This is a genomic window from Streptomyces racemochromogenes (assembly GCF_044129415.1).
Lineage (GTDB): Bacteria > Actinomycetota > Actinomycetes > Streptomycetales > Streptomycetaceae > Streptomyces > Streptomyces racemochromogenes_A.
Genome location: NZ_JBBDHD010000006.1, coordinates 37064 through 58979 on the forward strand (window position 1 = coordinate 37064; position 21916 = coordinate 58979).

Genomic DNA, 21916 nt, shown 5'->3' on the forward strand with positions numbered 1-21916 from the left:
CTCGTCCTTGAGGAGCGGGGCCTTGCGGTCCGGGCGGGCTGCCGGCGTGGTGCGCGACACGGGGATACCTCCGAGGGGGGAACACGGGGACGGGGGAGGGAGGAGCGGGGGGTGTGGTGGTGCGTGGGACCGCCGCGTGGGGGCGCGGCGCGGGGCGGGAGCTCAGGCCCGGTCGGCCAGGCTCCGGGACCTGGCGCGCAGGAAGACCTCTTCGGCGAGGGCCTGGTCCGCGGGGTCGCGGGTCCTCTGGGCCCACGGCGCGGTGGTCCAGTAGCCGCCCATCGCGTCGAAGACGCGGGCCGCCTCGCCGAACTGGTGGGCCCCCCACAGGGCGTGGGCGAGGTGGTTCAGGTCGAGCGGGGAGGCGTGGACGGGGTCGGCGTACGCGAACCAGGCGTTCAGGGCGTGCGTCGCGTCGCGGATGGCGTCCTCAGCGACCCAGTGCAGGTCGAGGGCCCGCTCCTGGCCCCCCTCGCGGCGGTACCGCTCCACGTGGACGTAGAGCGGCAGCAGGTGGACGGCCGACCCCGGCGGGGCGGAACCGGCCGCCCAGCGGGCGAAGTTGACGGCCTCGGCGCGCGGTCCGGCCGTGCCCGTGTGCACGAACTGCAGCATCCGGTGGTAGGCCTCGCGGTTGTACGGGTCCCGTTCGTCGGCCTGCGCGAGGATCCCCCAGGGGCCCGGGGGCAGCATCGGGCCGGGCGGCGGCAGCCGGTGCTCGTCCATCTGCTGGTGCCCGTCGAGGAGGGCGAGGGCGAGCAGACAGACCCACGGCACCGGGTCGGCAGGGCTGATCGCGGCGGTGTTCCGGCAGGCCTGCCAGGCCTCCTGCCACAGTTCGTGCGTCCGGGGATGGCCCGCCCGGTGGGCGCGGACGGCCCGCTCGACGGCCACCCGGGTGTGCATGACGGTGGCGGCGAGGCTGGTGGGCTGCTCGGCCCGCCAGGCCAGGACCACGTCGGAGCCGGCCGCGACGGCCGCGAGGACCTGGGTGCGCTGGGTCCACAGCCCCCAGCTGTCGGTGCGCTCCAGCAGCCGGGCCATCGCCAGCCAGCGCCCCGTACGCAGGTCCTGGACGGCGGCGCGCAGGCCGTCGTCGAGGCCGGCGGGGTGGTAGACGGGCCGGAAGTCGCTGCCGGCCATCACCTCGTCCCGGTCGCGTCGCGGCCGGTCCGGGCTCGTGTTGCGGTCATCGTGGTCATGGGGGTCCTCGGATCGCATGGAGGTACGGGGATGCGTGAACCATGCGCGAACTGTTCGGCGAACCCCCGCCGTTGGACCCACGGACGGCGCCCTTACCGACCGTTGATCGGCGATCACTATAAGACGAGTCCGGCCGACCGCACCCGGAATCTTCTTCGAACGCAAGTTTCAAGCCATTCAAGGGATGTGATGTGGCGTCATTCGTACCCCCGTCCGTCCGGGCGGATCTTGACGGGCGCCCCGCCGCTGGGGAAGGCTTCCGACCGACGATCGATTGACCTGCCGGAACGCGGACGGAGTCGTGATGACGGGCCCCGTGCTCGCAGTGGACCAAGGCACCTCGGGAACCAAGGCCCTCGTCCTGTGCCCGGACCGCGGGGTCATCGGCTCCGCCTCCGCCCCCGTACGCCCCCGCCACCTGCCGGACGGCCGGGTCGAAGTGGACCCGCGTGAACTGCTGCGATCGGTCGTCGACGCCGGACGGGCCGCCCTCGCCGCGGCCGGCGAACCGGCGGTCGCGGTCGGCCTGGCCAACCAGGGCGAGACCGTGCTCGCCTGGGACCCGGCCAACGGCGAGCCGCTGACCGACGCGATCGTCTGGCAGGACCGGCGCGCCGCCGGCCTCTGCACCGAACTCGCCCCGCACGCCGACCTGCTGCGGGAACGCACCGGCCTGCCGCTCGACCCCTACTTCGCCGCACCCAAGATGGCCTGGATCCGCCGCCACCAGACCCGCCGGGGCGTCGTCACGACCAGCGACGCCTGGCTGGTGCACCGCCTGACCGGCGCCTTCGTCACCGACGCGGCGACCGCCGGCCGTACACAGCTGCTCGACCTCGACACCGTCGGCTGGTCGCGGCCGGCGCTCGGCGCCTTCGGACTCGACGGCGAAGCGCTGCCGACGATCGTCGACGCCGACACCCGCGTCGGCACCACCACCGCCTTCGGCCCCGAACTGCCGCTGACCGGGCTGCTCGTCGACCAGCAGGCCGCCCTGCTCGCCCAGAGCGTCACCGTGCCCGGCGCCGCCAAGTGCACCTACGGTACGGGCGCGTTCCTGCTCGCCCAGACCGGCCCCGAGCCCCGCCGCAGCTCCACCGGACTGGTCGGCTGCGTGGCCTGGCGGATCGCCGGCCGCACCAGCTACTGCCTCGACGGCCAGGTGTACACCGCCGCCTCCGCCGTCCGCTGGCTCACCGACCTCGGCGTGATCTCCGGCGCCGAGGACATCGACACCGTGGGCGCGAGCGTCCCCGACTCCGGCGGCGTCACCTTCGTCCCCGCCCTCGCCGGGCTCGCCGCGCCCTGGTGGCGGGGCGACCTGCGCGGCTCCGTGACCGGCCTCGGCCTCGGCACCACCGCCGGCCACCTCGTGCACGCCCTCTGCGACGGCATCGCCGCCCAGGTCGCCGAGCTCGCGGACGCCGCCGCGACCGACCTCGGCGCACCGCTCACCTCCCTGCGCGTCGATGGCGGGCTCACCCGTTCCGCCCTGCTCATGCAGGCCCAGGCCGATCTGCTCGGGATCCCCGTCGAGGTGTCCGCCCTGCCGGACGCCACCGCCCTGGGCGTCGGCGCGGTCGCCCGGCTCGGACTCGACCCCTCCCTCACCGTCCGCGACGCCGTCCCGGAATGGAAGCCCTCCGCCGTCTACGAGCCCAGGGCCGGCGCGGACGAGGCCGCCGAGCGCCGCGCACGGTTCCGCACGGCGGTCGCGGCCCTCCTCGACGGCCCGGCATGAGCGTCACCACCCGGGGCGTCCTGCCCGGAGGCGAGTACGACGTCACGGTCATCGGCGCCGGAGTCGTCGGCTCCGCCATCGCCCGCGAACTGGCCCGGCTCCCCCTGCGGACCGCCCTGGTCGAAGCCCGCGACGATGTCGGCGACGGCACCTCCAAGGCCAACACCGCCATCCTGCACACCGGCTTCGACGCGGTGCCCGGCTCCCTGGAGTCCCGGCTCGTCCGCGAGGGCAGCCGGCTGCTCAGCGCGTACGCCGCCGGAAGCGGCATCCCCGTCGAACCGCTCGGCGCGCTCCTCGTGGCCTGGGACGCGGACCAGCTGGCCGCCCTCCCCGGCCTCGCCGCCAAAGCGGAACGCAACGGCCACCACGACACCCGCATCCTCCCCGCCGAGGAGGTGCGGGCCCGCGAACCGCACCTCGGTCCGGGCGTGCTGGGCGCGCTGGAGGTGCCGGGGGAGTCGGTCATCTGCCCCTGGACCACGACGCTCGCGTACGCCACGCAGGCGGTCCGCGCGGGCGTCGACCTCCACCTGAACTGCCGCGTGGAGTCCGTCGCTCCGGGGGACCCCCACGTCCTGCACACGGAGCGCGGCCCGCTGCGCACCCGCCACCTGGTCAACGCGGCCGGCCTGTACGCGGACCGGGTCGACCGGCTCCTCGGCCACGCGGACTTCACCGTCACCCCCCGGCGCGGCCAGCTGATCGTCTTCGACGAACCGGCGCGCGGCCTCGTCCGCCACATCCTGCTGCCGGTGCCGACCGCGCTCGGCAAAGGGGTCCTGGTGACTCCGACGGTGCACGGCAAGGTGATGCTCGGGCCGACCGCCGAGGACCTGGACGACAAGACCGCCACCGGCTCGACCGCCGAAGGCCTCGCCCAGCTCCGGGAGAAGGGCCGGCGGATCCTGCCCGCGCTCCTCGACGAGGAGGTCACCGCCGTCTACGCGGGCCTGCGGGCCGCCACCGGGTCCGAGGACTACGCCATCCGCGCCCACCCCGCCCAGCGGTACGTCACCGTCGGCGGGATCCGCTCGACGGGCCTGACCGCCTCGATGGCGATCGCGGCGCACGTGGTGGAGCTGCTCGCCGAAGGCGGCCTGCCCGTCTCCGGCGCCCGGGACCCGGAGCCGGTGCGGATGCCGAACCTGGGAGAGGCGTTCCCCCGCCCCTACCGCGACGCCGGGATGATCGCGGCGGACCCGGAGTACGGGCGGATCGTCTGCCACTGCGAGCGCGTGACCGGCGGGGAGATCCGCGACGCCCTCGCCTCCACCATCCCGCCCGCCTCACCCGAGGGCCTGCGCCGCCGCACCCGCGCCCGCGCCGGCCGCTGCCAGGGCTTCCACTGCGGCGCGGCGGTCCGCGCACTGTTCACCCCCGAGGAGCCCCGCGCATGAACGGCCCGGACCACAGGGACGGCCCGGACCGCCCGGACCACCGGGAACGCACGCGCACCACCCCCGGCCGCACGGACGGCACATCGGCCCGGACGGCCCGCGTGGAGCGCACCGTCGACGTACTGGTCGTCGGAGCGGGCCCGGCCGGGCTCGCTCTCGCCGCCCGAGCCGCCCGCGCGGGCGCCGGACGCGTCGAGGTCCTGGAACGCGAGGAGGAGCCGGGCGGCGTACCCCGCCACGTGCACCACGGCGGCTTCGGCAGCCCCCCACTCCCGTGGCTCACCGGCCCGGCGTACGCACGGCGCTCGGTCGCGGCGGCCCTGGACGCCGGCGCCGCGCTCCGCACCGGCGTCACCGCCACCGGCTGGGCCGGACCGCTGACCCTGGAGACCACGAGCCCGTCCGGCCTGGAACGGATCACCGCCCGGGCCGTCGTCCTCGCCACGGGCGCCCGAGAACGCCCCCGCAGCGCCCGCCTGGTCCCCGGCACCCGCCCCGCGGGCGTCCTCACCACGGGGGAACTCCACCGATCCCTCCACCACCCGAACCTCCCCCGGCCCGTCGGCCGCCGGGTCGTCCTGGTCGGAGCCGAACCGGTGGCCCGACACGCGGCACGCACCCTCCGCCGCACGGGCACGCAGGTGGTGGCGATGCTCACGGAACACGCGCGCGCCACCGCCCTGCCGGGGGTCCCGCTCCTCACCGGGACCACGGTGACGGAACTGCACGGCCGGGGCCGCCTCTCGGCCGTCTCCGTCCGCCACCGGGACGGCCGGTCGGGGGTCATCGCCTGCGACACGGTGGTCTTCACCGGTGACTGGATCCCCGAGCACGACCTGGCCCGCCGCGGCGGTATCCCGCTGGCCCCCGCCACCCGCGGCCCCGCCGTCGACGCCGCCTACCGCACCCACACCCCCGGGGTCTTCGCCGTGGGCAACGCCCTCCACGGCATCGAGCCCGCCGCCACCGCCGCCGCCGAGGGCGCCGCCGCCGCACCCCCGCTCCTGGCCCACCTCTCGGGCACCCCCTGGCCCACCCCCGGCCCGCCCCTCCTGACCGGCCCCCCACTGGCCTGGACCACCCCGACCCACCTCACCACCCCCACACCCCGCGGCTCCCTCCTGCTCCGCACGGCGATCCCCCTGACGGCCCCGACCCTCCGGATCCACCAGGACACCCGCCTCCTCTGGCACCACCGCCCCTGGACCCACCTCACCCCAACCCGCTCCCTCCACCTGCCGACCCCCTGGACAACCCGAGTGGACCCGGAGGCCGGCCCGGTAACCCTGACCGTAGAGGGTTACACCTGGAGCCAGTCCGGCTCGTGAAGACGGGAGACGTTTGCGGACAGAAGGTGTCCGCGAGGGGGGTTAGGTTGCGGGCATGGTTTCTGTGGGTAGTTCCGTACTCGACCGCCGCGCGCTGAACCGTGCCACGCTCGCCCGCCAGCTGCTGCTGGACCGGGCCGGGATGTCCGCGCGGGATGCCGTCGCGCACCTGCTCGGCTTGCAGGCGCAGAACGTCAAGCCGCCCTACTTCCAGCTGCACGCCCGGCTCGCCGGGTTCCGGCCCGAGGAGCTGGGGCGGCTGATGGAGGAGCGGGAGGTGGTGCGGATGGTGACCATGCGGTCCACCATTCACACCCACACCGTGGAAGACGCCCGGATCGTGCGACCCCTGGTCCAGGGGGCCCGGGACCGGGAAGTGGGCTACTTCCGGAAAGGGCTCGTGGGCGTCGACCTGGAGGCGCTCGCCGCCCGGGCCCGGGCGTTCGTCGAGGAGGAGCCGCGGACCATGGGGGAGATCCGCGAGGAGCTGCTCCGGGTGTGGCCCGGCGCCGACCCGCAGGCGCTCGCCGTGGCCGCGCGGTGCCTGCTGCCGCTCGTGCAGGTGACCCCGCGCGGGGTGTGGGGGCGCAGCGGGCAGGTGCGGCTGACCACCCTGGACACCTGGGCGGCGGACCGGACCCCGGGGGAGTCCGCGGCGGGAGAGGGGATCGACGCCGTCGTCCTGCGGTACCTCGGCGCCTTCGGGCCCGCCTCCGTCAAGGACATGCAGACCTGGGCGGGGATCACCCGGCTCCGGGAGGTCTTCCAGCGGCTCCGGCCGCGCCTGGTCACCTTCCGCGACGAGAACGGGACCGAGCTGTTCGACCTCCCCGACGCCCCCCGCCCCGACCCCGCCACCCCCGCGCCGCCCCGCTTCCTCCCCGAGTTCGACAACCTGCTCCTCTCGCACGCCGACCGCACCCGCGTCGTCCCCCCGGAGTTCAAGGGGCGCAACACGAACGGCAACCAGAGCCGGCGCGTGGTCCTGGTCGACGGGTTCCTGGCAGGGGTGTGGAGCAGCGAGGCGGACGTGGTCGCCGTCGAGTTGTTCCGGGACACGCCGCGCGAGGTGAAGGAGGAGATCGCCGCCGAAGGGGAGGCGATGCTCGCCGCTCTGGGCGACGGGTCCGGGAAGGTGCGCTTCGGGTCAATCCGAGGCTGACGCCGCCCTGGTGGAGGCCCCGTCCGACGCGGCACGATGCCTCCCATGACCATGACCATGACCGAGAACAGCGGCAGCGACAGCTTCCTGGCCGCGCGGGACTTCCTGCTCGCCCACCGCGGCCAGTACGACTCCGCCCGCGCCGGCTTCACCTGGCCCCGCCCCGAGCGCTTCAACTGGGCGTTCGACTGGTTCGACCGCATCGCGGAGGGCAACGGCGCCGACGCGCTGCGGATCGTCGAGGAGGACGGCACCACCGAAACCGTCACCTTCGACGAGATGCGGCTGCGGTCCGGGTCCGCCGCCACCTGGCTGCGCGGGCAGGGCGTCGCCGCCGGAGACCGGATCCTGGTCATGCTGGGCAACCAGCGCGAGCTGTGGGAGGTGATGCTCGGCGCGATGAAGCTGCGCGCCGTCGTCATCCCCGCCACCCCGCTGCTCGGCCCCTCCGACCTGCGCGACCGCATCGAACGCGGCAACGTCCGCCATGTGATCGCGCGCGTCGCCGACACCCCGAAGTTCGACGAGGTGCCCGGGGACTACACGAGGATCGCCGCCGGTGACGGGGTCCCGGCCGGCTGGCTGAGCCTCGCGGACATGGACGGGGCCGACAGCGCCTTCCGCCCCGACGGGGACACCCCCGCCTCCGACCCGCTGATGCTCTACTTCACCTCGGGCACCACCGCCCGCCCCAAGCTCGTCGAGCACACCCACGCCTCGTACCCCATCGGGCACCTCTCCACCATGTACTGGCTCGGCCTGCGCCCCGGCGACGTCCACCTCAACATCGCCTCGCCCGGCTGGGCCAAGCACGCCTGGTCCAACCTCTTCGCCCCCTGGAACGCGGGCGCGACCGTCTTCGTCCACAACTACACCCGCTTCGACGCGCAGCGGCTCATGGCCGAGATGGACCGCGGCGGGGTCACCACCTTCTGCGCCCCGCCCACCGTCTGGCGGATGCTGATCCAGTCCGACCTCACCGCCCTGCGCCGGCCCCCGCGCGAGGCCGTGGCCGCCGGCGAACCCCTGAACCCCGAGGTCATCGAACGGGTGAAGGAGGCATGGGGCATCACCATCCGCGACGGGTTCGGGCAGACCGAGACCACCCTCCAGGTGGGCAACTTCCCCGGCGCCCCCGTGAAGCCGGGCTCCATGGGCCGCCCCGCGCCCGGCTACGAGATCGTGCTGCTGGACCCCGTCACCGGCAAGGAGTCCCCCGACGAGGGCGAGCTGTGCGTGGACCTGCGCCGCGGCCCCGCCGGGGTGATGACCGGCTACCGCGACGACCCCGAGCGCACCGCCGAGGCCATGGCGGACGGCCTCTACCGCACCGGGGACATCGCCTCGCGCGACGCCGACGGCTACCTCACCTACGTGGGCCGGGCCGACGACGTCTTCAAGGCCTCCGACTACAAGATCAGCCCGTTCGAGCTGGAGAGCGCCCTGCTGGAGCACGAGGCGGTCGCCGAGGCGGCCGTCGTCCCGGCGCCGGACCCGTTGCGGCTCGCCGTGCCGAAGGCGTACATCACCCTCGCCGCCGGCTGGGAGCCCGGGAAGGAGACCGCCCGGCTGCTCTTCGAGCACTCCCGGGCGGTGCTCTCCCCGTACAAGCGGATCCGGCGCATCGAGTTCGCCGAGCTCCCCAAGACCGTGTCCGGGAAGATCCGCCGGGTGGAGCTGCGCGACCTCACGGCCGCCGGCTCCGCCCAGGAGTACGACGAGGCCGACCTGGCGGGGTGAGGTCCGCCCCGGGCGCCCGCACGCAAGCGGGCGCCCGTACGCGGAAACCGGGTCAGGCCGGCAGCTGCGCCTCGATGGCGGCGATGACCTCGGGGGCCTCCGGCTCGGTACGCGGGCGGAAGCGCGCCACGACCTCGCCGGCGGGGGAGATCAGGAACTTCTCGAAGTTCCACTGGATGTCCCCCGCCTCGCCGTCGGCGTCCGGGGTCTTCACCAGCTCCTGGTACAGCGGGTGCCGGTTCTCGCCGTTCACCTCGGACTTCTCCAGCATCGGGAAGGTCACCCCGAAGCCGGCCGCGCAGAAGGTCTGGATGTCCTCCGCGGTCCCGGGCTCCTGGCCGCCGAACTGGTTGCAGGGCACACCGATGACGGTGAAGCCCTTTTCCTCGTACTTGAACTGCAGGCGGGCCAGACCCGAGTACTGGGGGGTGAGCCCGCACTGGGAGGCGGTGTTCACCAGCAGGATGGCCTTGCCGCGGTGGGCCGCCAGGCTGGTGGGCTCGTCGTCCAGGGTGGTCAGCGGGATGTCGTACAGGCTCATCGGGCTCTCCTCGGCTCGGCCCGCATGCGGGGGAGTGGGCATGCGGGCAGTCAGGCATGCGGGCAGGCAACATGATCGAACAACACGTGCGAACAGCCTCCGAGCCTAGGCCCCCCGCCCGACCAACGCGTCCGCCGGGTCGTTGACCGGCTGCGGCATACCCGTGAGGTCCATGACGAACAGCGGTATCCCCAGGTCGTCGGCGCGGCCCCGCGCCTCCTCGGTGTAGCCCGCGAGGGCGAAGTAGACGCTGGTCGCCGAGGCCGTCAGACCGTTCAGCCACACGCACTCCACGGCCCGCAGCCCGGCCGGCGCCGTGGTCGCGTCGACCTGCGCCACCACCCCGGGCGCCCGCAGGTCCACCGCCGCCGAGGGGATGGGCACCCCGTCGGGCTGGCGGACGTCCCGGAAGCCGAGCCAGCGCAGGTAGAGCGCGGCCGTCGCCACCGCGTCCCGCGCGGTACGGATGGTCACGGGCCGGAACGGCGGCCGGGAGGCGGGGCCCCGCCCCGCGCCGGCGGCGCCGCCCCCGGATCCGGCAGCCCGGCCGGCCGGGCGCCCGTCCCCCCCTACGCCGTCCTCCGCGCCCGCCGCGTCCGGCCCGGCGGGACCCGCCATGGACCCGGCCCCGCTCCCGGCCTCCGGGTCCGCGCCGGGCTCCGCCGCGGCCGGCGGCCGGACGGGCACCAGCACCACCGTCCCGCACGCACCGCAGCCGACCTCCGGGTGCGGCCACTCGCTCTCCCGCCCGCAGGCCCCGCAGCGCACCGTCACCCAGCTGTCCTGCCAGGTGCGGTGGGTCAGCGGCAGGGGCGGGGCCGCCAGGTCCAGCGGCGGGGTGACCGGACTCCCGCAGGCGCACGGGAAGACCGGGGAGATGTAGCCGTTCTCGCGCTGGCACGCCGGGCAGCGCACCGGTACCGCTTCCGCCATGAGCCGTGGACCCCCTCCGTCGCTGTGCGTGGGTCCATGCTCCACCACCCGCCACCGCCGGGGCGAGCGAGCCCGCCGAATCCCACCGATTCCCGCCACGGACGCCGCCATTTGTGCAACTCGCCGAATCGGATGCGGCTTTTGGTGGGTTCCGGGGTGCTCCAGCGCCTTGACGTGCGAGAGGCCGACACTTAGCTTGTTTCGTATAGCAGAACAAAAATTCCGGATGCCGGAAAAAGTCTGACCGCCAGACCCGCAGGAGAACCTGATGCCTCGTATGACAGCCGCCGCTGCCGCCGTTGAGATCCTCAAGCTTGAGGGTGTCGAACAGGCGTTCGGCGTGCCCGGTGCCGCGATCAACCCGTTCTACCGCGAGCTCAAGAACGTGGGCGGGATCGCGCACACGCTGGCCCGTCACGTCGAGGGCGCCTCGCACATGGCCGAGGGCTACACCCGTGCCAAGGCGGGCAACATCGGCGTCTGCATCGGTACCTCGGGCCCGGCCGGCACCGACATGATCACCGGCCTGTACTCGGCGATCGCGGACTCGATCCCGATCCTGTGCATCACCGGCCAGGCGCCGGTCTCGAAGCTCCACAAGGAGGACTTCCAGGCCGTCGACATCGCCACGATCGCCAAGCCCGTCACCAAGGCCGCCACCACGGTCCTGGAGGCCGCGCAGGTCCCCGGCGTCTTCCAGCAGGCCTTCCACCTGATGCGCTCCGGCCGTCCTGGCCCGGTCCTGATCGACCTGCCGATCGACGTCCAGCTGACCGAGATCGAGTTCGACCCCGAGACCTACACCCCGCTGCCGGTCTACAAGCCGCAGGCCAGCCGCGCCCAGGCCGAGAAGGCCCTGAGCTTCCTGCTGGAGGCCGAGCGCCCGCTGATCGTCGCCGGCGGCGGCATCATCAACGCCGACGCCTCCGACCTGCTGGTCGAGTTCGCCGAGCTGACGGGCATCCCGGTCATCTCCACCCTGATGGGCTGGGGCACCATCCCGGACGACCACGAGCTGGCCGCCGGCATGGTCGGCGTGCAGACCGCCCACCGCTACGGCAACGCGACCTTCCTGGAGTCGGACACCGTCATCGGCATCGGCAACCGCTGGGCCAACCGCCACACCGGGTACAACCTGGAGGCCTACACCAAGGGCCGCAAGTTCGTCCACGTCGACATCGAGCCCACCCAGCTGGGCAAGATCTTCGCCCCGGACTTCGGCATCGCCTCCGACGCCAAGGCCGCCCTGGAGCTCTTCATCGAGGTCGCCAAGGAGTGGAAGGCCGAGGGCAGGCTGCCGGACTTCTCCGCCTGGGCCGCCTCCGCGCAGGAGCGCAAGGCCACCCTCCAGCGCCGCACGCACTTCGAGAACATCCCCATGAAGCCGCAGCGCGTCTACGAGGAGATGAACAAGGCGTTCGGCCCGGAGACCCGCTACGTCACCACCATCGGCCTCTCGCAGATCGCCGCCGCGCAGTTCCTGCACGTCTACAAGCCGCGCCACTGGGTCAACTGCGGCCAGGCCGGCCCCCTCGGCTGGACCATCCCGGCCGCCATCGGCGCCGCCACCGCGCAGCCCGACGTCCCGGTCGTCGCCCTCTCCGGCGACTACGACTTCCAGTTCATGATCGAGGAGCTGGCGGTCGCCGCCCAGCACAAGGTCCCGTACGTCCACGTCCTCGTGAACAACGCCTACCTCGGCCTGATCCGCCAGGCGCAGGGCGGCCTCGGCATCAACTTCGAGGTCAACCTGGAGTTCGAGAACATCAACACCCCGGAGATCGGCGTCTACGGCGTCGACCACGTCAAGGTCGCCGAGGGCCTGGGCGTCAAGGCCATCCGCGTCACCGACCCGGAGAAGCTGGGCGAGGCCTTCGAGGAGGCCAAGAAGCTGGCGCAGGAGTTCCAGGTCCCGGTCGTCGTCGAGGCCATCCTGGAGCGCGTCACCAACATCGCGATGAGCAAGACGGTCGACATGAGCGACGTCACCGAGTTCGAGGAGCTCGCGACCGAGCCGGGCCACGCCCCGACCGCGATCAAGGCCCTCCAGGTCTGATCGTCCCCGCACGCACACAGCGGCCCCCGCTCCTCCGCCCGGAGGACCGGGGGCCGCTGGGCGTTCGGGGGCTGGTGCGGCCAGCGGCCACACCACCGTCCAGACCAGTGAGTACGAGGCACGGTCCGACGGTGGCCGACACCCCGACGGGGTGAATCCGGGGCGGCGCCAACCACCCGCGGCCCGGGCCCCGGCCCCCGGGCGGCACCCGCGCGGAGGCATGCCCCGCGGCCCTGAGAACGGCCGGCTCCGGTTGCAGGCGGGGCCGGGGGCCGTACGCCCCTCGGACGGCCTCAGGGACGGTTGGGGGGCTCCCCGTCAGTCCCATCGTCCTTCCGCGTCGGGCCGGCCCGTCAAGGGCGCTCCTTCGTCGCGTCGCTACGCGATCGCCTTCGGCGACCCTTGACAGACCGACCCGCCCCGGAAAGCCGAAAGACTGACGGGAAACCCCCAAAGGAACGGGACGGATGTTCCATGGACATGCGGCCGAATCAGCGACCAGGCGAGGTCGTCGGGGCCCGCCTCGCCGGGCATCCGGGCCGCCCCAGCCGCAAGCGGCACCGCCCCCCGCCCCAGATCGCTACGCGCTCCTCTCTTTTCGGCGTCCGGCGGCCCGTGTTGGGCTGGGATGCCCTGCGGGTCGGCTTGTGGTGCGGTCATCAGCCCTGGACGGCGGCTGGACGCCGAGATTTCGGCAGCGCGCAGCGATCTGGGGCGCCTGGGTGCTCCGCAGGACGATCCGTTCGTCCTCTGGCGCGGGTACCAGCCCAAGAAGGCCGCCGGACGCCGGAATTCGAGGAGCGCGTAGCGATCTGACGCGCCTGCCGGGTCCGAATGCCATCCGGTTCGCCCTTTGGTGCGGGTATCAGCCCAAGACGGCCGCCGGACGCCGGAATCTGAGAAGCGCGCAGCGATCCGGTGCGCCTCCCGGCCCCGGAGAACGCTTCCGTCGTCCTTCGGCGCGGGTATCAGCCCCAGACAGCCGCCGGACGCCGAAAGAGAGAAGCGCGTAGCGATCCGGTGCGTGAGAGCGGCCCCGGTGGGGATGGTGGCGGCCCGGAGGCCCGGCGAGGCGGCCCCCGACGACCTCGCCTGGTCGCTGAGTCGGCCGCGTGTCCATGAACATCCGTCCCGTTCCTTTGGGGGTTTCCCGGCAGTCTTCGTTTTTCCGGGGCGGGTCGGTCTGTCAAGGGTCGCCGAAGGCGATCGCGCAGCGACGCGACGAAGGAGCGCCCTTGACGGGCCGGCCCGACGCGGAAGGACGATGGGACTGACGGGAAATCCCCAACCCCTCCCTGAGACCGCCCGGCTCAAGTCCCGCCCCCACCCACCCCACCCCCCAACGACAAAGAGCCGAGTCACGGGACCGTCCGTGACTCGGCTCTCTGGTTGTTACCGCCCGACGGAGCGAGGCTGGCGCGACAGGACGTTCGCACCGCCGGGCGGAGACTGTGAGACTGCTGGGAGGAGTTGTTCTCCTCTCTATAGGGGACCCTGTGCGTGGCCCCTGTAGAGAGGAGTGGCTGGGACCGTGGCGGGCGGGCGACGGGAACTCCGGCGTCGTCTCCCTCAGGTCAAGAGACGGGCCTCGGAACCCATTACCACCGCACTGGCTCGCACGCCCGCCACGGTCCTCACGCGGCGCCAGCCGCATGGACTGGCGCGGTCTGCCCTCACCACGTACCACCCCTCATCCGGGTCCGCGGTGCGGGCTCAGCACCCGGGGCCTGACCTCCCGCCAGGCCCCCGGTACATCTGGGGGGCTCAGGCGTCGCGCAGCGCGCGCACGGCCTCCTCGACGCGGCGGCCGTAGTCGGCGTCCGCGGCGTGGAAGTGAGCCAGGTTCTTCTCGATGACGTCCTCCAGCGTGACCTGCGACAGGCCGCCGGCGATGTTCGCCACCAGACGCTGCTTCTCGGCCTCGGACATCAGGCGGTAGAGCTCGCCGGCCTGGAAGAAGTCGTCGTCCTTGGTGTGGGCCGGGGCCTCGTGGGTGCCCGTGTAGCCGGAGACGGCCTTCGGGGCACCGAGCGCGAGACCGGTCTCGGCCGGACCCTGGTACGAGTTGGGCTCGTAGTTCTTGTCGTGGCGCGAGCCGTTGCGCAGCGCCATGACGCCGTCGCGGCCGTAGTTGTCGGCCTTGGTCGCCTTCGGCGCGTTGACCGGCAGCTGGGTGTGGTTCACACCGAGGCGGTAGCGCTGGGCGTCGGCGTACGCGAAGAGGCGGCCCTGGAGCATCTTGTCCGGCGAGGCGGTGATGCCCGGGACGAAGTTGTTCGGGGAGAACGCGGACTGCTCGACCTCGGCGAAGACGTTGTCCGGGTTGCGGTCGAGGACCAGGCGGCCCACGCGCTGGAGCGGGTAGTCGGCGTGCGGCCACACCTTGGTGAGGTCGAACGGGTTGAAGCGGTAGTCCGCGGCCTCGGCGGCCGGCATGATCTGGACGTAGAGGGTCCAGCTCGGGTTCACGCCGCGCTCGATGGCCTGGAGCAGGTCGGTCTGGTGCGAGTTCGCGTCCTTGCCGACGAGCTCGGCGGCCTGCTCGGCGGAGAGGCAGCGGATTCCCTGGTTCGTCTTGAAGTGGTACTTGACGAAGAAGGCCTCGCCCTGGGCGTTGGTCCACTGGTAGGTGTGGGAGCCGTAGCCGTTCATGTGGCGGTAGGACGCCGGGATGCCGCGGTCACCCATCAGCCAGGTGATCTGGTGCGTCGCCTCGGGGGCGTGCGCCCAGAAGTCCCAGACGTTGTCCGGCTCCTGCTTGCCCGTGAAGGGGTCGCGCTTCTGGGAGTGGATGAAGTCGGGGAACTTGATCGGGTCCTTGATGAAGAACACCGGGGTGTTGTTGCCGACGAGGTCGTAGTTGCCGTCCTCGGTGTAGAACTTCAGTGCGAAGCCGCGCGGGTCGCGGACGGCGTCCGCGCCACCGAGGGAGTCGGCCACGGTGGAGAACCGCAGGAAGGTCTCGGTCTTCTTGCCGACCTCGGAGAGGAACTTGGCCGAGGTGTAGGCGGTGACGTCGTCGGTCACCTCGAAGTAGCCGTACGCGGCCGAGCCGCGGGCGTGCACCACGCGCTCCGGGATGCGCTCACGGTTGAAGCGGGCGAGCTTCTCAAGGAGCTGCTGGTCCTGGATCAGGAGCGGGCCACCGACGCCGGCGGTGGCGGAGTTCTGATTGTCGGCGACCGGGGCGCCGGACTCGGTCGTCAGCGTGCGCTTCGACATGGTGACCTTCCGTACGGGTAACTGCTGACGGAAAGCGTCTTCCGTCATGCGGAACCAGCCTAATTTCGGCGTGAACGCGACGTCAACAGTTTGTTGAAAGAAAGAATGGGGAGGTAATCCGGACGGTGCCGGCGCTTGGGCGCGACAGGACAGGTGTCAGCACCGGCACCATCCGGAAACTCGGGCCCCCGTTCGTGCGGGGGGAGGCGGCCCGGGTGAGCGGGCCGCGGGGGATCAGACCTGGGCGCCGGAGAGGCGCTCGACCGCACGGAGCAGGGCGGAGTGGTCCAGGCCGCCGTCACCCTGGGCGCGCAGGGAGGCGACGAGCTGGGCGACGACCGCGCCGACGGGCAGGGCGGCACCGACGTTGCGGGCGGCGTCGGTGACGATGCCCATGTCCTTGTGGTGCAGGTCGATCCGGAAACCGGGCTTGAAGTCGCGGTTCAGGAAGTTGTCCTTCTTGCGGGTCAGGACCGTGGAGCCGGCCAGACCGCCGTTGAGGACGTCGAGGGCGGCCTCAAGGTTCACGCCGGACTTCTCCAGGAAGACCACGGCCTCGGCGCACGCCTGGATGTTCACCGCGACGATGAGCTGGTTGGCGGCCTTCACCGTCTGGCCGGAGCCGTGCGGACCGCACAGGACGATGACCTTGCCGAGGGCCTCCAGGATGGGCAGGGCCGCGTCGAAGTCGGCCTGCTCGCCACCCACCATGATCGACAGGACGGCCTCGATGGCGCCGGCCTCGCCGCCGGACACCGGGGCGTCGATGACGCGGATGCCCTTCTCGGCGGCGTTCTTCGCCAGGTCGATGGAGGTCTGCGGGGTGATCGACGACATGTCGATGATGAGCGCGCCGGACTTGGCGTTCTCCAGGATGCCGTTCGGGCCGTAGTTGATGGCCTCGACCTGCGGGGAGGCGGGCACCATCGTGATGATGACGTCGGCGTCCGCGACGGCCTCGGCGATCGAGCCGGCGGCGGTGCCGCCGGCGGCGGCCAGACGGTCCAGCTTGTCCTGCTCCAGGGTGAAGCCGGTGACCGAGTAGCCGGCCTTCAGGAGGTTCTCGGACATGGGGGAGCCCATGATGCCGAGGCCGATCCAGGCGATCTTCGGGAGCGCGGTGGGGTTGCTCATGATGAGGTCCTTCTTCTTCAAGCTTCGTACGAAAAGTGCGTGAGGTGCCTGGCTGATCGCCCGGACTTCGTCCTCTTACTTGGCGGCGCGGGCCTCGGCCGGCAGCCAGTCGAAGGACGCTGCGGCGTCGGCGGCCTTGTACTCCAGGCCGACAAAGCCCTGGTAGCCGGCCTTCTTGAGCTGGTCGAGGAGGTCCTCAAGGGGCAGCTCGCCGGTGCCGGGGGCACCGCGTCCGGGCTTGTCCGCGATCTGGACGTGCCCGGTCTTGGCGGCGTACTTTTCGATGACCTCGGAGAGGTCCTCATCGTTCATCGCCAGGTGGTACAGGTCGAGGAGGAACTTGGCGTTGCCGAGGCCGGTGGCCTCGTTCACCTTGTCCACCACCTCGATGCCGGCCGGGGCGCTCACCAGCGGGTAGAGCGGCGACTCGGGCTTGTTGAGGGTCTCGATCAGAAGGATCGCGCCCACGCGGTCCGCGGCCCGCGCCGCGGTGACCAGGTTCTTCAGGGCCAGCTCGTCCTGGACGGCCGGGTCCACGCCTTCGACGCGGTTGCCGTACAGGGCGTTGAGCGCCTTGCAGCCGACCGAGGCGGCGAAGTCCGCCGCGACGTTGATGTTGGCGTTGAAGCGGTCCGACTCCTCGCCGGGCACCGAGACCGCGCCGCGGTCCGGGCCGGGGAGCCGGCCGGCGTAGAAGTTCAGGCCCACCAGCTGGGTCCCGGCGTCCTCAAGGGCCTTCTTGAGGGCGTCCAGCTCCTCCTGGGCGGGGGTGGGGGTCTCGATCCAGGGCCACCACAGCTCGACCGCGGTGAAGCCCGCCGCGGCGGCGGCCGCGGGGCGCTCCAGGAGCGGGAGTTCCGTGAAGAGGATCGAAAGGTTCACATCGAAGCGCTGGTCCGTGTATCCCATGAGGGGTGTGCGCTCCTTCCGTATTGCGGAAGTTAGTTTCTGCTTGATGGAAGACTGCAAGCAGGGCGTCCGACTTGTCAAGTGCCGGCTCCCGGAATCTCACGACTGCCGGGTAGCTTGGGCGGCGTGCGATTGAGAGTGGAGTTCACGACCGAGCCCTTCGACCTCGAAGAGGCCCCCGCCCACGCCGTGGCCGCCCGCGAGGTCATCCAGAAGGCCCAGCTGGACGCGGTCGACGTCGGCCCGTTCGGCAATACCGCCGAGGGCGATTCCGACCCGGTGCTGAAGGCCGTGGCCGCGCTGCTGCGCGACGCGCTGGACGCCGGCGCCACGCGCGTCTCGCTCCAGGTCAACGTGATCGGTGAGGACGGAGCATGACCGAACCCCGCGACCACCCGTTCGTCACCGCGGTCAAGCCGCTGGTGGACGCGATGGGCGGCGAGCTGATGGACCCCGCCCGCGCCGAGCCCGACGACGTCGTGCTGAGCTGGGAGGGCCGTGAGGTGCTGGCCGTGCGGCTGCCGCAGCTCTCCGACTCGCTCGATCACATCCTGGCGGCGCTGGAGCGGCGGCACGGCGTGCCGCTGGCTCAGCTCGACCGCAAGTCCAAGCAGGACGTGGTGCGCATACTGGAGGCGCGGGGTGCCTTCGCCGTGCGACACGGCGTGGAAACGGTCGCGGGTGCCCTGGGCGTCAGCCGATTCACGGTCTACAACTATTTGAACCGGGATTCCGGCGCTCAGAACAGGCCTGCCAAGGCAGTGAAACCGAACAGCCCGGAGTGAGGGACGCTCCACCGACGGTCACGAGCCGCCGCCCAATTCACCCGGGCGGCGGCTTTTGTGTACGCGAAGTTTCAACAAAGTGTTGACGCCGTGTTGTCCAGGGCGTTAGCTATGCGCAGCCCGTCAAAGCAACAACAGGCCACGGAGGCCTACCGTGACTTCGAGCCCGACCCCGGGTCTGACCCGGTTCAACGCCTTGGACGACAGCGAGGCCACGGCCGAGCTGCACGAGGTGTGCGCCAGCGCGGCGTGGGGGAGCAAGATGCTCGCCCAGCGCCCCTTCGCCACCGCCGACTCCCTGTACGCCGCGAACGAGGCCGCCATGGCGGAGCTCACCGCGGACGACCTGGGCGAGGCGATGGGAGGCCACGCGCCGATCGGCCGGCCGAAGCCGGGAGACCCGACCTCCGCCCGCGAGCAGCGTGGCATGGCCGGCGCCTCGGAGGAGCTCAGGAACGAGCTCCTCGAACTGAACCTGGCCTACCAGGAGAAGTTCGGCCACGTGTTCCTCATCTGCGCCACCGGCGCCACCGGTGAGTTCATGCGGGACGCGGTCAAGGTCCGGATCGAGAACACGCCGGAGCAGGAGCGAGAAATCGCGCGCGGTGAACTCGTGAAGATCAACCGGATCCGTCTGACCCGACTCGTCGAGCTCGCAGAAGGAGAGTGAACATGAGCACCGAGACCACCGCGTCGGTGTCCACGCACATTCTGGACACCAGCATCGGCCGCCCCGCCGAGGGCGTCGCCATCTCGCTGTCGGCCCGTACGGGCCTGACCGGCGAGTGGGCGGCCCTGGGCGGCTCCGCCACCGACGCCGACGGGCGCTGCAAGGACCTGCCGGCCCTGCCGGAGGGCACCACACACGTGCGTCTCGATTTCGAGACCGAGACGTACTTCGAAAAGAAGCAAGCCGAGGCGCAGCAGGACGCCCCCCGCGTAAGGGACAGCGGTGCGTTCTTCCCCGAGGTAACCATCACCTTCGCGGTGAACCCGGGCGAGCACTACCACGTACCGCTGCTGCTCAACCCGTTCGGCTACTCCGTTTACCGAGGGAGCTAGCATGGCCACGATTCTGGGCCAGAACCAGTACGGCAAAGCAGAGAACCGCGTCGTCAAGATCACGCGGGACGGCGACACGCACCACATCAAGGACCTGAACGTCTCGGTCGCCCTCTCCGGCGACATGGACGACGTCCACTACTCCGGCTCGAACGCCAACGTCCTCCCGACGGACACCACCAAGAACACGGTGTACGCGTTCGCCAAGGAGTACGGCATCGAGTCCGCCGAGCAGTTCGGCATCCACCTGGCCCGCTGGTTCGTGAACAGCCAGGAGCCGATCCAGCGCGCGCGCATCCGGATCGAGGAGTACGCCTGGGACCGGATCGCCACCTCGGACGCCAACTCCAAGTTCATCGGCTCCGACGAGGTCAACCACTCCTTCGTCCGCAAGGGCATGGAGACCCGCGTCACCCAGATCACGTACGACGGCCAGAACTGGGAGGTCATCTCCGGCCTCAAGGACCTGATCGTCATGAACTCCACGAACTCGGAGTTCTGGGGTTACGTGAAGGACAAGTACACGACCCTGCAGGAGGCGTACGACCGCATCCTGGCCACCCAGGTGTCGGGCCGCTGGCGCTTCAACTGGTCGGACGACGAGCAGCGGATGCCCAACTGGGAGAAGTCGTACGCCGAGACCAAGAAGCACATGCTCCAGGCCTTCGCGGAGACCTACTCCCTGTCGCTGCAGCAGACCCTGTACCAGATGGGTTCGCGCATCATCAACCACCGTTCGGAGATCGACGAGGTCCGCTTCTCGCTCCCGAACAAGCACCACTTCCTGGTCGACCTGGAGCCCTTCGGGCTCAAGAACGACAACGAGGTGTACTTCGCCGCGGACCGTCCCTACGGTCTGATCGAGGCGACGGTCCTCCGCGACGGCGCTGACGCCCGTATCCCCGTGGACATGACCAACCTCTGAGCAGCGCACGCGCGTCCCGGGGCTCCGCAGTGGCCCCGGGGCGACACCCCACAGCTTCCTGAATCGGCACCCGGACGCACCACACGGGGCAGCAGTACTGTCAGCTGTCAGGCCCCCGGCTCCGGCACTCAAATCCCCAGGGCTTTGCCGTGCCCGCACCGCCACTGAAAGCACGAGGAAGTCCCATGGCAGCATCGGCAGCCCATGACGGCGCCGTAGAGCGCATCGTCATCGAGAACTGTGCGATCGCGACCGTCGACGCCAACGACACCGAGTACGCCTCGGGTCACGTCGTCATCGCAGGCAACAGGATCGAGTTCGTCGGCGCGGGCAAAGCCCCCGAGAACCTCGACAACGTCGTCCGCCGCATCGACGGCACCGGGCACCTCGTGACCCCCGGTCTGGTCAACACGCACCACCACTTCTACCAGTGGATCACGCGTGGCCTGGCCACCGACCACAACCTCTTCAACTGGCTCGTCGCCCTGTACCCGACCTGGGCGCGCATCGACGAGCAGATGGCGTACACGGCGGCCCAGGGCTCCCTGGCGGCGATGGCCCGCGGCGGTGTCACCACCGCGATGGACCACCACTACGTCTACCCCAAGAACTCCGGCGACCTCTCCGGCGCGATCATCCGCGCCGCGTCCGAGATGGGCGTCCGCTTCACCCTCGCCCGCGGCTCCATGGACCGCAGCGAGAAGGACGGCGGCCTGCCGCCGGACCACGCCGTCGAGACCCTCGAAGGCGCCCTCGCGGACACCGAGGCGACCGTCAAGAAGTTCCACGACGCCTCCTTCGACGCGATGACCCAGGTCGCCGTCGCCCCGTGCTCCCCCTTCTCGGTCTCCACCGAGCTGCTGAAGCAGGGCGCCGAGCTGGCCCGCCGCCTCGGTGTGCGCATGCACACGCACGGCTCGGAGACCGTCGAGGAGGAGAAGTTCTGCCACGAGCTCTTCGGCATGGGCCCGACCGACTACTTCGAGTCGACCGGCTGGCTCGGTGAGGACGTGTGGATGGCGCACAGCGTCCACATGAACGACTCCGACATCGCCGCGTTCGCCCGCACCAAGACCGGTGTCGCGCACTGCCCGTCCTCCAACGCCCGGCTGGCCGCCGGCATCGCCCGCGTCCCGGACATGCTGGCCGCCGGCGTCCCGGTCGGTCTCGGCGTGGACGGCACCGCCTCCAACGAGTCCGGCGAACTGCACACCGAGCTGCGCAACGCGCTGCTGATCAACCGCCTGAACCCGGTGCACCGCGAGGCCGCGCTCAACGCCCGCCAGTCGCTGCGCCTGGGTACCTACGGCGGTGCCCAGGTCCTCGGCCGCGCCGACAACATCGGTTCGCTGGAGGTCGGCAAGTGCGCCGACCTGGTGCTGTGGAACCTGAACACCTTCCTGCACTCCTCGATCGCCGACCCGGTCACCGCGCTCGTCTTCGGCGCGGCCGCCCCGGTCACCGCCTCGTTCGTCAACGGCAAGCAGATCGTCGAGAACAACCGGCTGCTCTTCGCGGACGAGGACGCCATCGCGGTGTCCACCCGCGCGGAGGCCCAGCGCCTGGCCCGGATCTCCGCGCAGGCCTGATCCCCCCGGAGTCCGGCCGGGGGGGACGGCCCTCGGCCGGCCGCCGCGGACCCGAGCGGGGTCCGCGGCAGCCGTTCCCGGGAAGCGCCCGAGGAGAGATCCGACGGCGCCCCCGGGGCGGTCACTCGTGACACCACCCCCAGCACGGCGCGTCACCCGCGCCCATGCCACGGCACCCCCAGCCCC

18 protein-coding genes are annotated in these 21916 nt (G+C 71.7%); 12 read left to right on the forward strand and 6 right to left on the reverse strand.

Annotated features, from left to right (window positions below; genetic code table 11):
- Positions 1-162 precede the first annotated feature (162 nt).
- On the reverse strand, positions 163-1143 hold the full coding sequence (locus tag WDV06_RS03905) for a hypothetical protein (protein WP_395508245.1): 981 nt from the start codon (positions 1141-1143) through the stop codon (positions 163-165).
- Positions 1144-1507: 364 nt separating this feature from the next.
- Here WDV06_RS03905 and WDV06_RS03910 point away from each other — a divergent pair, with 364 nt between their 5' ends.
- Genes WDV06_RS03910 through WDV06_RS03930 form a run of 5 tightly spaced genes read left to right on the forward strand, consistent with a single transcriptional unit; the run spans position 1508 to position 8574 of the window.
- Positions 1508-2944: an FGGY family carbohydrate kinase gene (locus WDV06_RS03910; RefSeq protein ID WP_395508176.1), complete on the forward strand. Its 1437-nt coding sequence runs from the start codon at positions 1508-1510 to the stop codon at positions 2942-2944.
- Complete coding sequence (locus WDV06_RS03915; protein WP_395508177.1) at positions 2941-4344, forward strand: FAD-dependent oxidoreductase; 1404 nt, start codon at positions 2941-2943, stop codon at positions 4342-4344. The genes WDV06_RS03910 and WDV06_RS03915 overlap by 4 nt, the downstream gene beginning before the upstream one ends.
- Positions 4341-5672 (forward strand): NAD(P)/FAD-dependent oxidoreductase, encoded by a 1332-nt coding sequence (locus WDV06_RS03920; RefSeq protein WP_395508178.1) that lies wholly within the window; start codon positions 4341-4343, stop codon positions 5670-5672. The genes WDV06_RS03915 and WDV06_RS03920 overlap by 4 nt, the downstream gene beginning before the upstream one ends.
- A gap of 55 nt (positions 5673-5727) precedes the next feature.
- The gene (locus tag WDV06_RS03925) at positions 5728-6834 is read left to right on the forward strand and encodes a winged helix DNA-binding domain-containing protein (RefSeq protein ID WP_395508179.1); all 1107 of its coding nucleotides are present in this window, start codon (positions 5728-5730) and stop codon (positions 6832-6834) included.
- 45 nt (positions 6835-6879) lie between these two features.
- On the forward strand, positions 6880-8574 hold the full coding sequence (locus WDV06_RS03930; protein WP_395508180.1) for an AMP-binding protein: 1695 nt from the start codon (positions 6880-6882) through the stop codon (positions 8572-8574).
- Positions 8575-8626: 52 nt separating this feature from the next.
- Here WDV06_RS03930 and WDV06_RS03935 read toward each other — a convergent pair whose 3' ends face one another.
- Both WDV06_RS03935 and WDV06_RS03940 read right to left on the reverse strand, forming a co-directional pair.
- Complete coding sequence (locus WDV06_RS03935; RefSeq protein WP_395508181.1) at positions 8627-9115, reverse strand: glutathione peroxidase; 489 nt, start codon at positions 9113-9115, stop codon at positions 8627-8629.
- Between the two features lie 105 nt (positions 9116-9220).
- Entirely contained in the window at positions 9221-10048 is an 828-nt protein-coding gene (locus WDV06_RS03940; RefSeq protein WP_395508182.1) for a hypothetical protein, read from the reverse strand.
- A gap of 268 nt (positions 10049-10316) precedes the next feature.
- Between WDV06_RS03940 and gcl the strand changes: the two genes are divergently transcribed.
- Entirely contained in the window at positions 10317-12104 is a 1788-nt protein-coding gene (gene gcl / locus WDV06_RS03945) for a glyoxylate carboligase (protein ID WP_395508183.1), read from the forward strand.
- A gap of 1764 nt (positions 12105-13868) precedes the next feature.
- Here the strand turns inward: gcl and WDV06_RS03950 are convergent.
- The 3 genes from WDV06_RS03950 to WDV06_RS03960 form a co-directional block, all read right to left on the reverse strand.
- Entirely contained in the window at positions 13869-15326 is a 1458-nt protein-coding gene (locus tag WDV06_RS03950; protein ID WP_395508246.1) for a catalase, read from the reverse strand.
- Positions 15327-15560: 234 nt separating this feature from the next.
- On the reverse strand, positions 15561-16460 hold the full coding sequence (locus WDV06_RS03955) for a 2-hydroxy-3-oxopropionate reductase (RefSeq protein ID WP_395508184.1): 900 nt from the start codon (positions 16458-16460) through the stop codon (positions 15561-15563).
- Between the two features lie 75 nt (positions 16461-16535).
- Entirely contained in the window at positions 16536-17369 is an 834-nt protein-coding gene (locus WDV06_RS03960) for a TIM barrel protein (protein WP_395508185.1), read from the reverse strand.
- A 126-nt stretch (positions 17370-17495) separates the two neighbouring features.
- On the opposite strand from WDV06_RS03960, the gene WDV06_RS03965 reads away from it, so the two are divergent.
- The 6 genes from WDV06_RS03965 to WDV06_RS03990 all read left to right on the forward strand — a co-directional run bounded on the left by WDV06_RS03965 (position 17496) and on the right by WDV06_RS03990 (position 21730).
- Positions 17496-17747 (forward strand): thiamine-binding protein, encoded by a 252-nt coding sequence (locus WDV06_RS03965; protein WP_395508186.1) that lies wholly within the window; start codon positions 17496-17498, stop codon positions 17745-17747.
- On the forward strand, positions 17744-18154 hold the full coding sequence (locus tag WDV06_RS03970) for a helix-turn-helix domain-containing protein (protein WP_395508187.1): 411 nt from the start codon (positions 17744-17746) through the stop codon (positions 18152-18154). Before WDV06_RS03965 ends, WDV06_RS03970 begins: the two co-directional genes overlap by 4 nt.
- A 154-nt stretch (positions 18155-18308) precedes the next feature.
- Positions 18309-18824 carry a 2-oxo-4-hydroxy-4-carboxy-5-ureidoimidazoline decarboxylase gene (gene uraD / locus WDV06_RS03975; RefSeq protein WP_395508188.1) on the forward strand — a complete coding sequence of 172 codons (516 nt, stop codon included), beginning with the start codon at positions 18309-18311 and terminating at the stop codon, positions 18822-18824.
- Positions 18825-18826: 2 nt separating this feature from the next.
- Positions 18827-19216 carry a hydroxyisourate hydrolase gene (gene uraH, locus WDV06_RS03980; protein ID WP_395508189.1) on the forward strand — a complete coding sequence of 130 codons (390 nt, stop codon included), beginning with the start codon at positions 18827-18829 and terminating at the stop codon, positions 19214-19216.
- Position 19217: 1 nt separating this feature from the next.
- A complete protein-coding gene (pucL, locus tag WDV06_RS03985) occupies positions 19218-20141 on the forward strand; it encodes a factor-independent urate hydroxylase (protein WP_045947381.1) in 924 nt (307 codons plus the stop codon).
- Between the two features lie 185 nt (positions 20142-20326).
- Positions 20327-21730 (forward strand): 8-oxoguanine deaminase, encoded by a 1404-nt coding sequence (locus tag WDV06_RS03990; protein ID WP_395508190.1) that lies wholly within the window; start codon positions 20327-20329, stop codon positions 21728-21730.
- Positions 21731-21916 lie beyond the last annotated feature (186 nt).

What these genes read in the sequence shown, in the direction of transcription:
- WDV06_RS03905 (WP_395508245.1), bottom strand. Translation starts at nt 1,143, where the DNA reads ATGGCCGGCAGCGACTTCCGGCCCGTCTACCACCCCGCCGGCCTCGAC.
- WDV06_RS03910 (WP_395508176.1), top strand. Translation starts at nt 1,508, where the DNA reads ATGACGGGCCCCGTGCTCGCAGTGGACCAAGGCACCTCGGGAACCAAG.
- WDV06_RS03915 (WP_395508177.1), top strand. Translation starts at nt 2,941, where the DNA reads ATGAGCGTCACCACCCGGGGCGTCCTGCCCGGAGGCGAGTACGACGTC.
- WDV06_RS03920 (WP_395508178.1), top strand. Translation starts at nt 4,341, where the DNA reads ATGAACGGCCCGGACCACAGGGACGGCCCGGACCGCCCGGACCACCGG.
- WDV06_RS03925 (WP_395508179.1), top strand. Translation starts at nt 5,728, where the DNA reads ATGGTTTCTGTGGGTAGTTCCGTACTCGACCGCCGCGCGCTGAACCGT.
- WDV06_RS03930 (WP_395508180.1), top strand. Translation starts at nt 6,880, where the DNA reads ATGACCATGACCATGACCGAGAACAGCGGCAGCGACAGCTTCCTGGCC.
- WDV06_RS03935 (WP_395508181.1), bottom strand. Translation starts at nt 9,115, where the DNA reads ATGAGCCTGTACGACATCCCGCTGACCACCCTGGACGACGAGCCCACC.
- WDV06_RS03940 (WP_395508182.1), bottom strand. Translation starts at nt 10,048, where the DNA reads ATGGCGGAAGCGGTACCGGTGCGCTGCCCGGCGTGCCAGCGCGAGAAC.
- gcl (WP_395508183.1), top strand. Translation starts at nt 10,317, where the DNA reads ATGCCTCGTATGACAGCCGCCGCTGCCGCCGTTGAGATCCTCAAGCTT.
- WDV06_RS03950 (WP_395508246.1), bottom strand. Translation starts at nt 15,326, where the DNA reads ATGTCGAAGCGCACGCTGACGACCGAGTCCGGCGCCCCGGTCGCCGAC.
- WDV06_RS03955 (WP_395508184.1), bottom strand. Translation starts at nt 16,460, where the DNA reads ATGAGCAACCCCACCGCGCTCCCGAAGATCGCCTGGATCGGCCTCGGC.
- WDV06_RS03960 (WP_395508185.1), bottom strand. Translation starts at nt 17,369, where the DNA reads ATGGGATACACGGACCAGCGCTTCGATGTGAACCTTTCGATCCTCTTC.
- WDV06_RS03970 (WP_395508187.1), top strand. Translation starts at nt 17,744, where the DNA reads ATGACCGAACCCCGCGACCACCCGTTCGTCACCGCGGTCAAGCCGCTG.
- uraH (WP_395508189.1), top strand. Translation starts at nt 18,827, where the DNA reads ATGAGCACCGAGACCACCGCGTCGGTGTCCACGCACATTCTGGACACC.
- pucL (WP_045947381.1), top strand. Translation starts at nt 19,218, where the DNA reads ATGGCCACGATTCTGGGCCAGAACCAGTACGGCAAAGCAGAGAACCGC.
- WDV06_RS03990 (WP_395508190.1), top strand. Translation starts at nt 20,327, where the DNA reads ATGGCAGCATCGGCAGCCCATGACGGCGCCGTAGAGCGCATCGTCATC.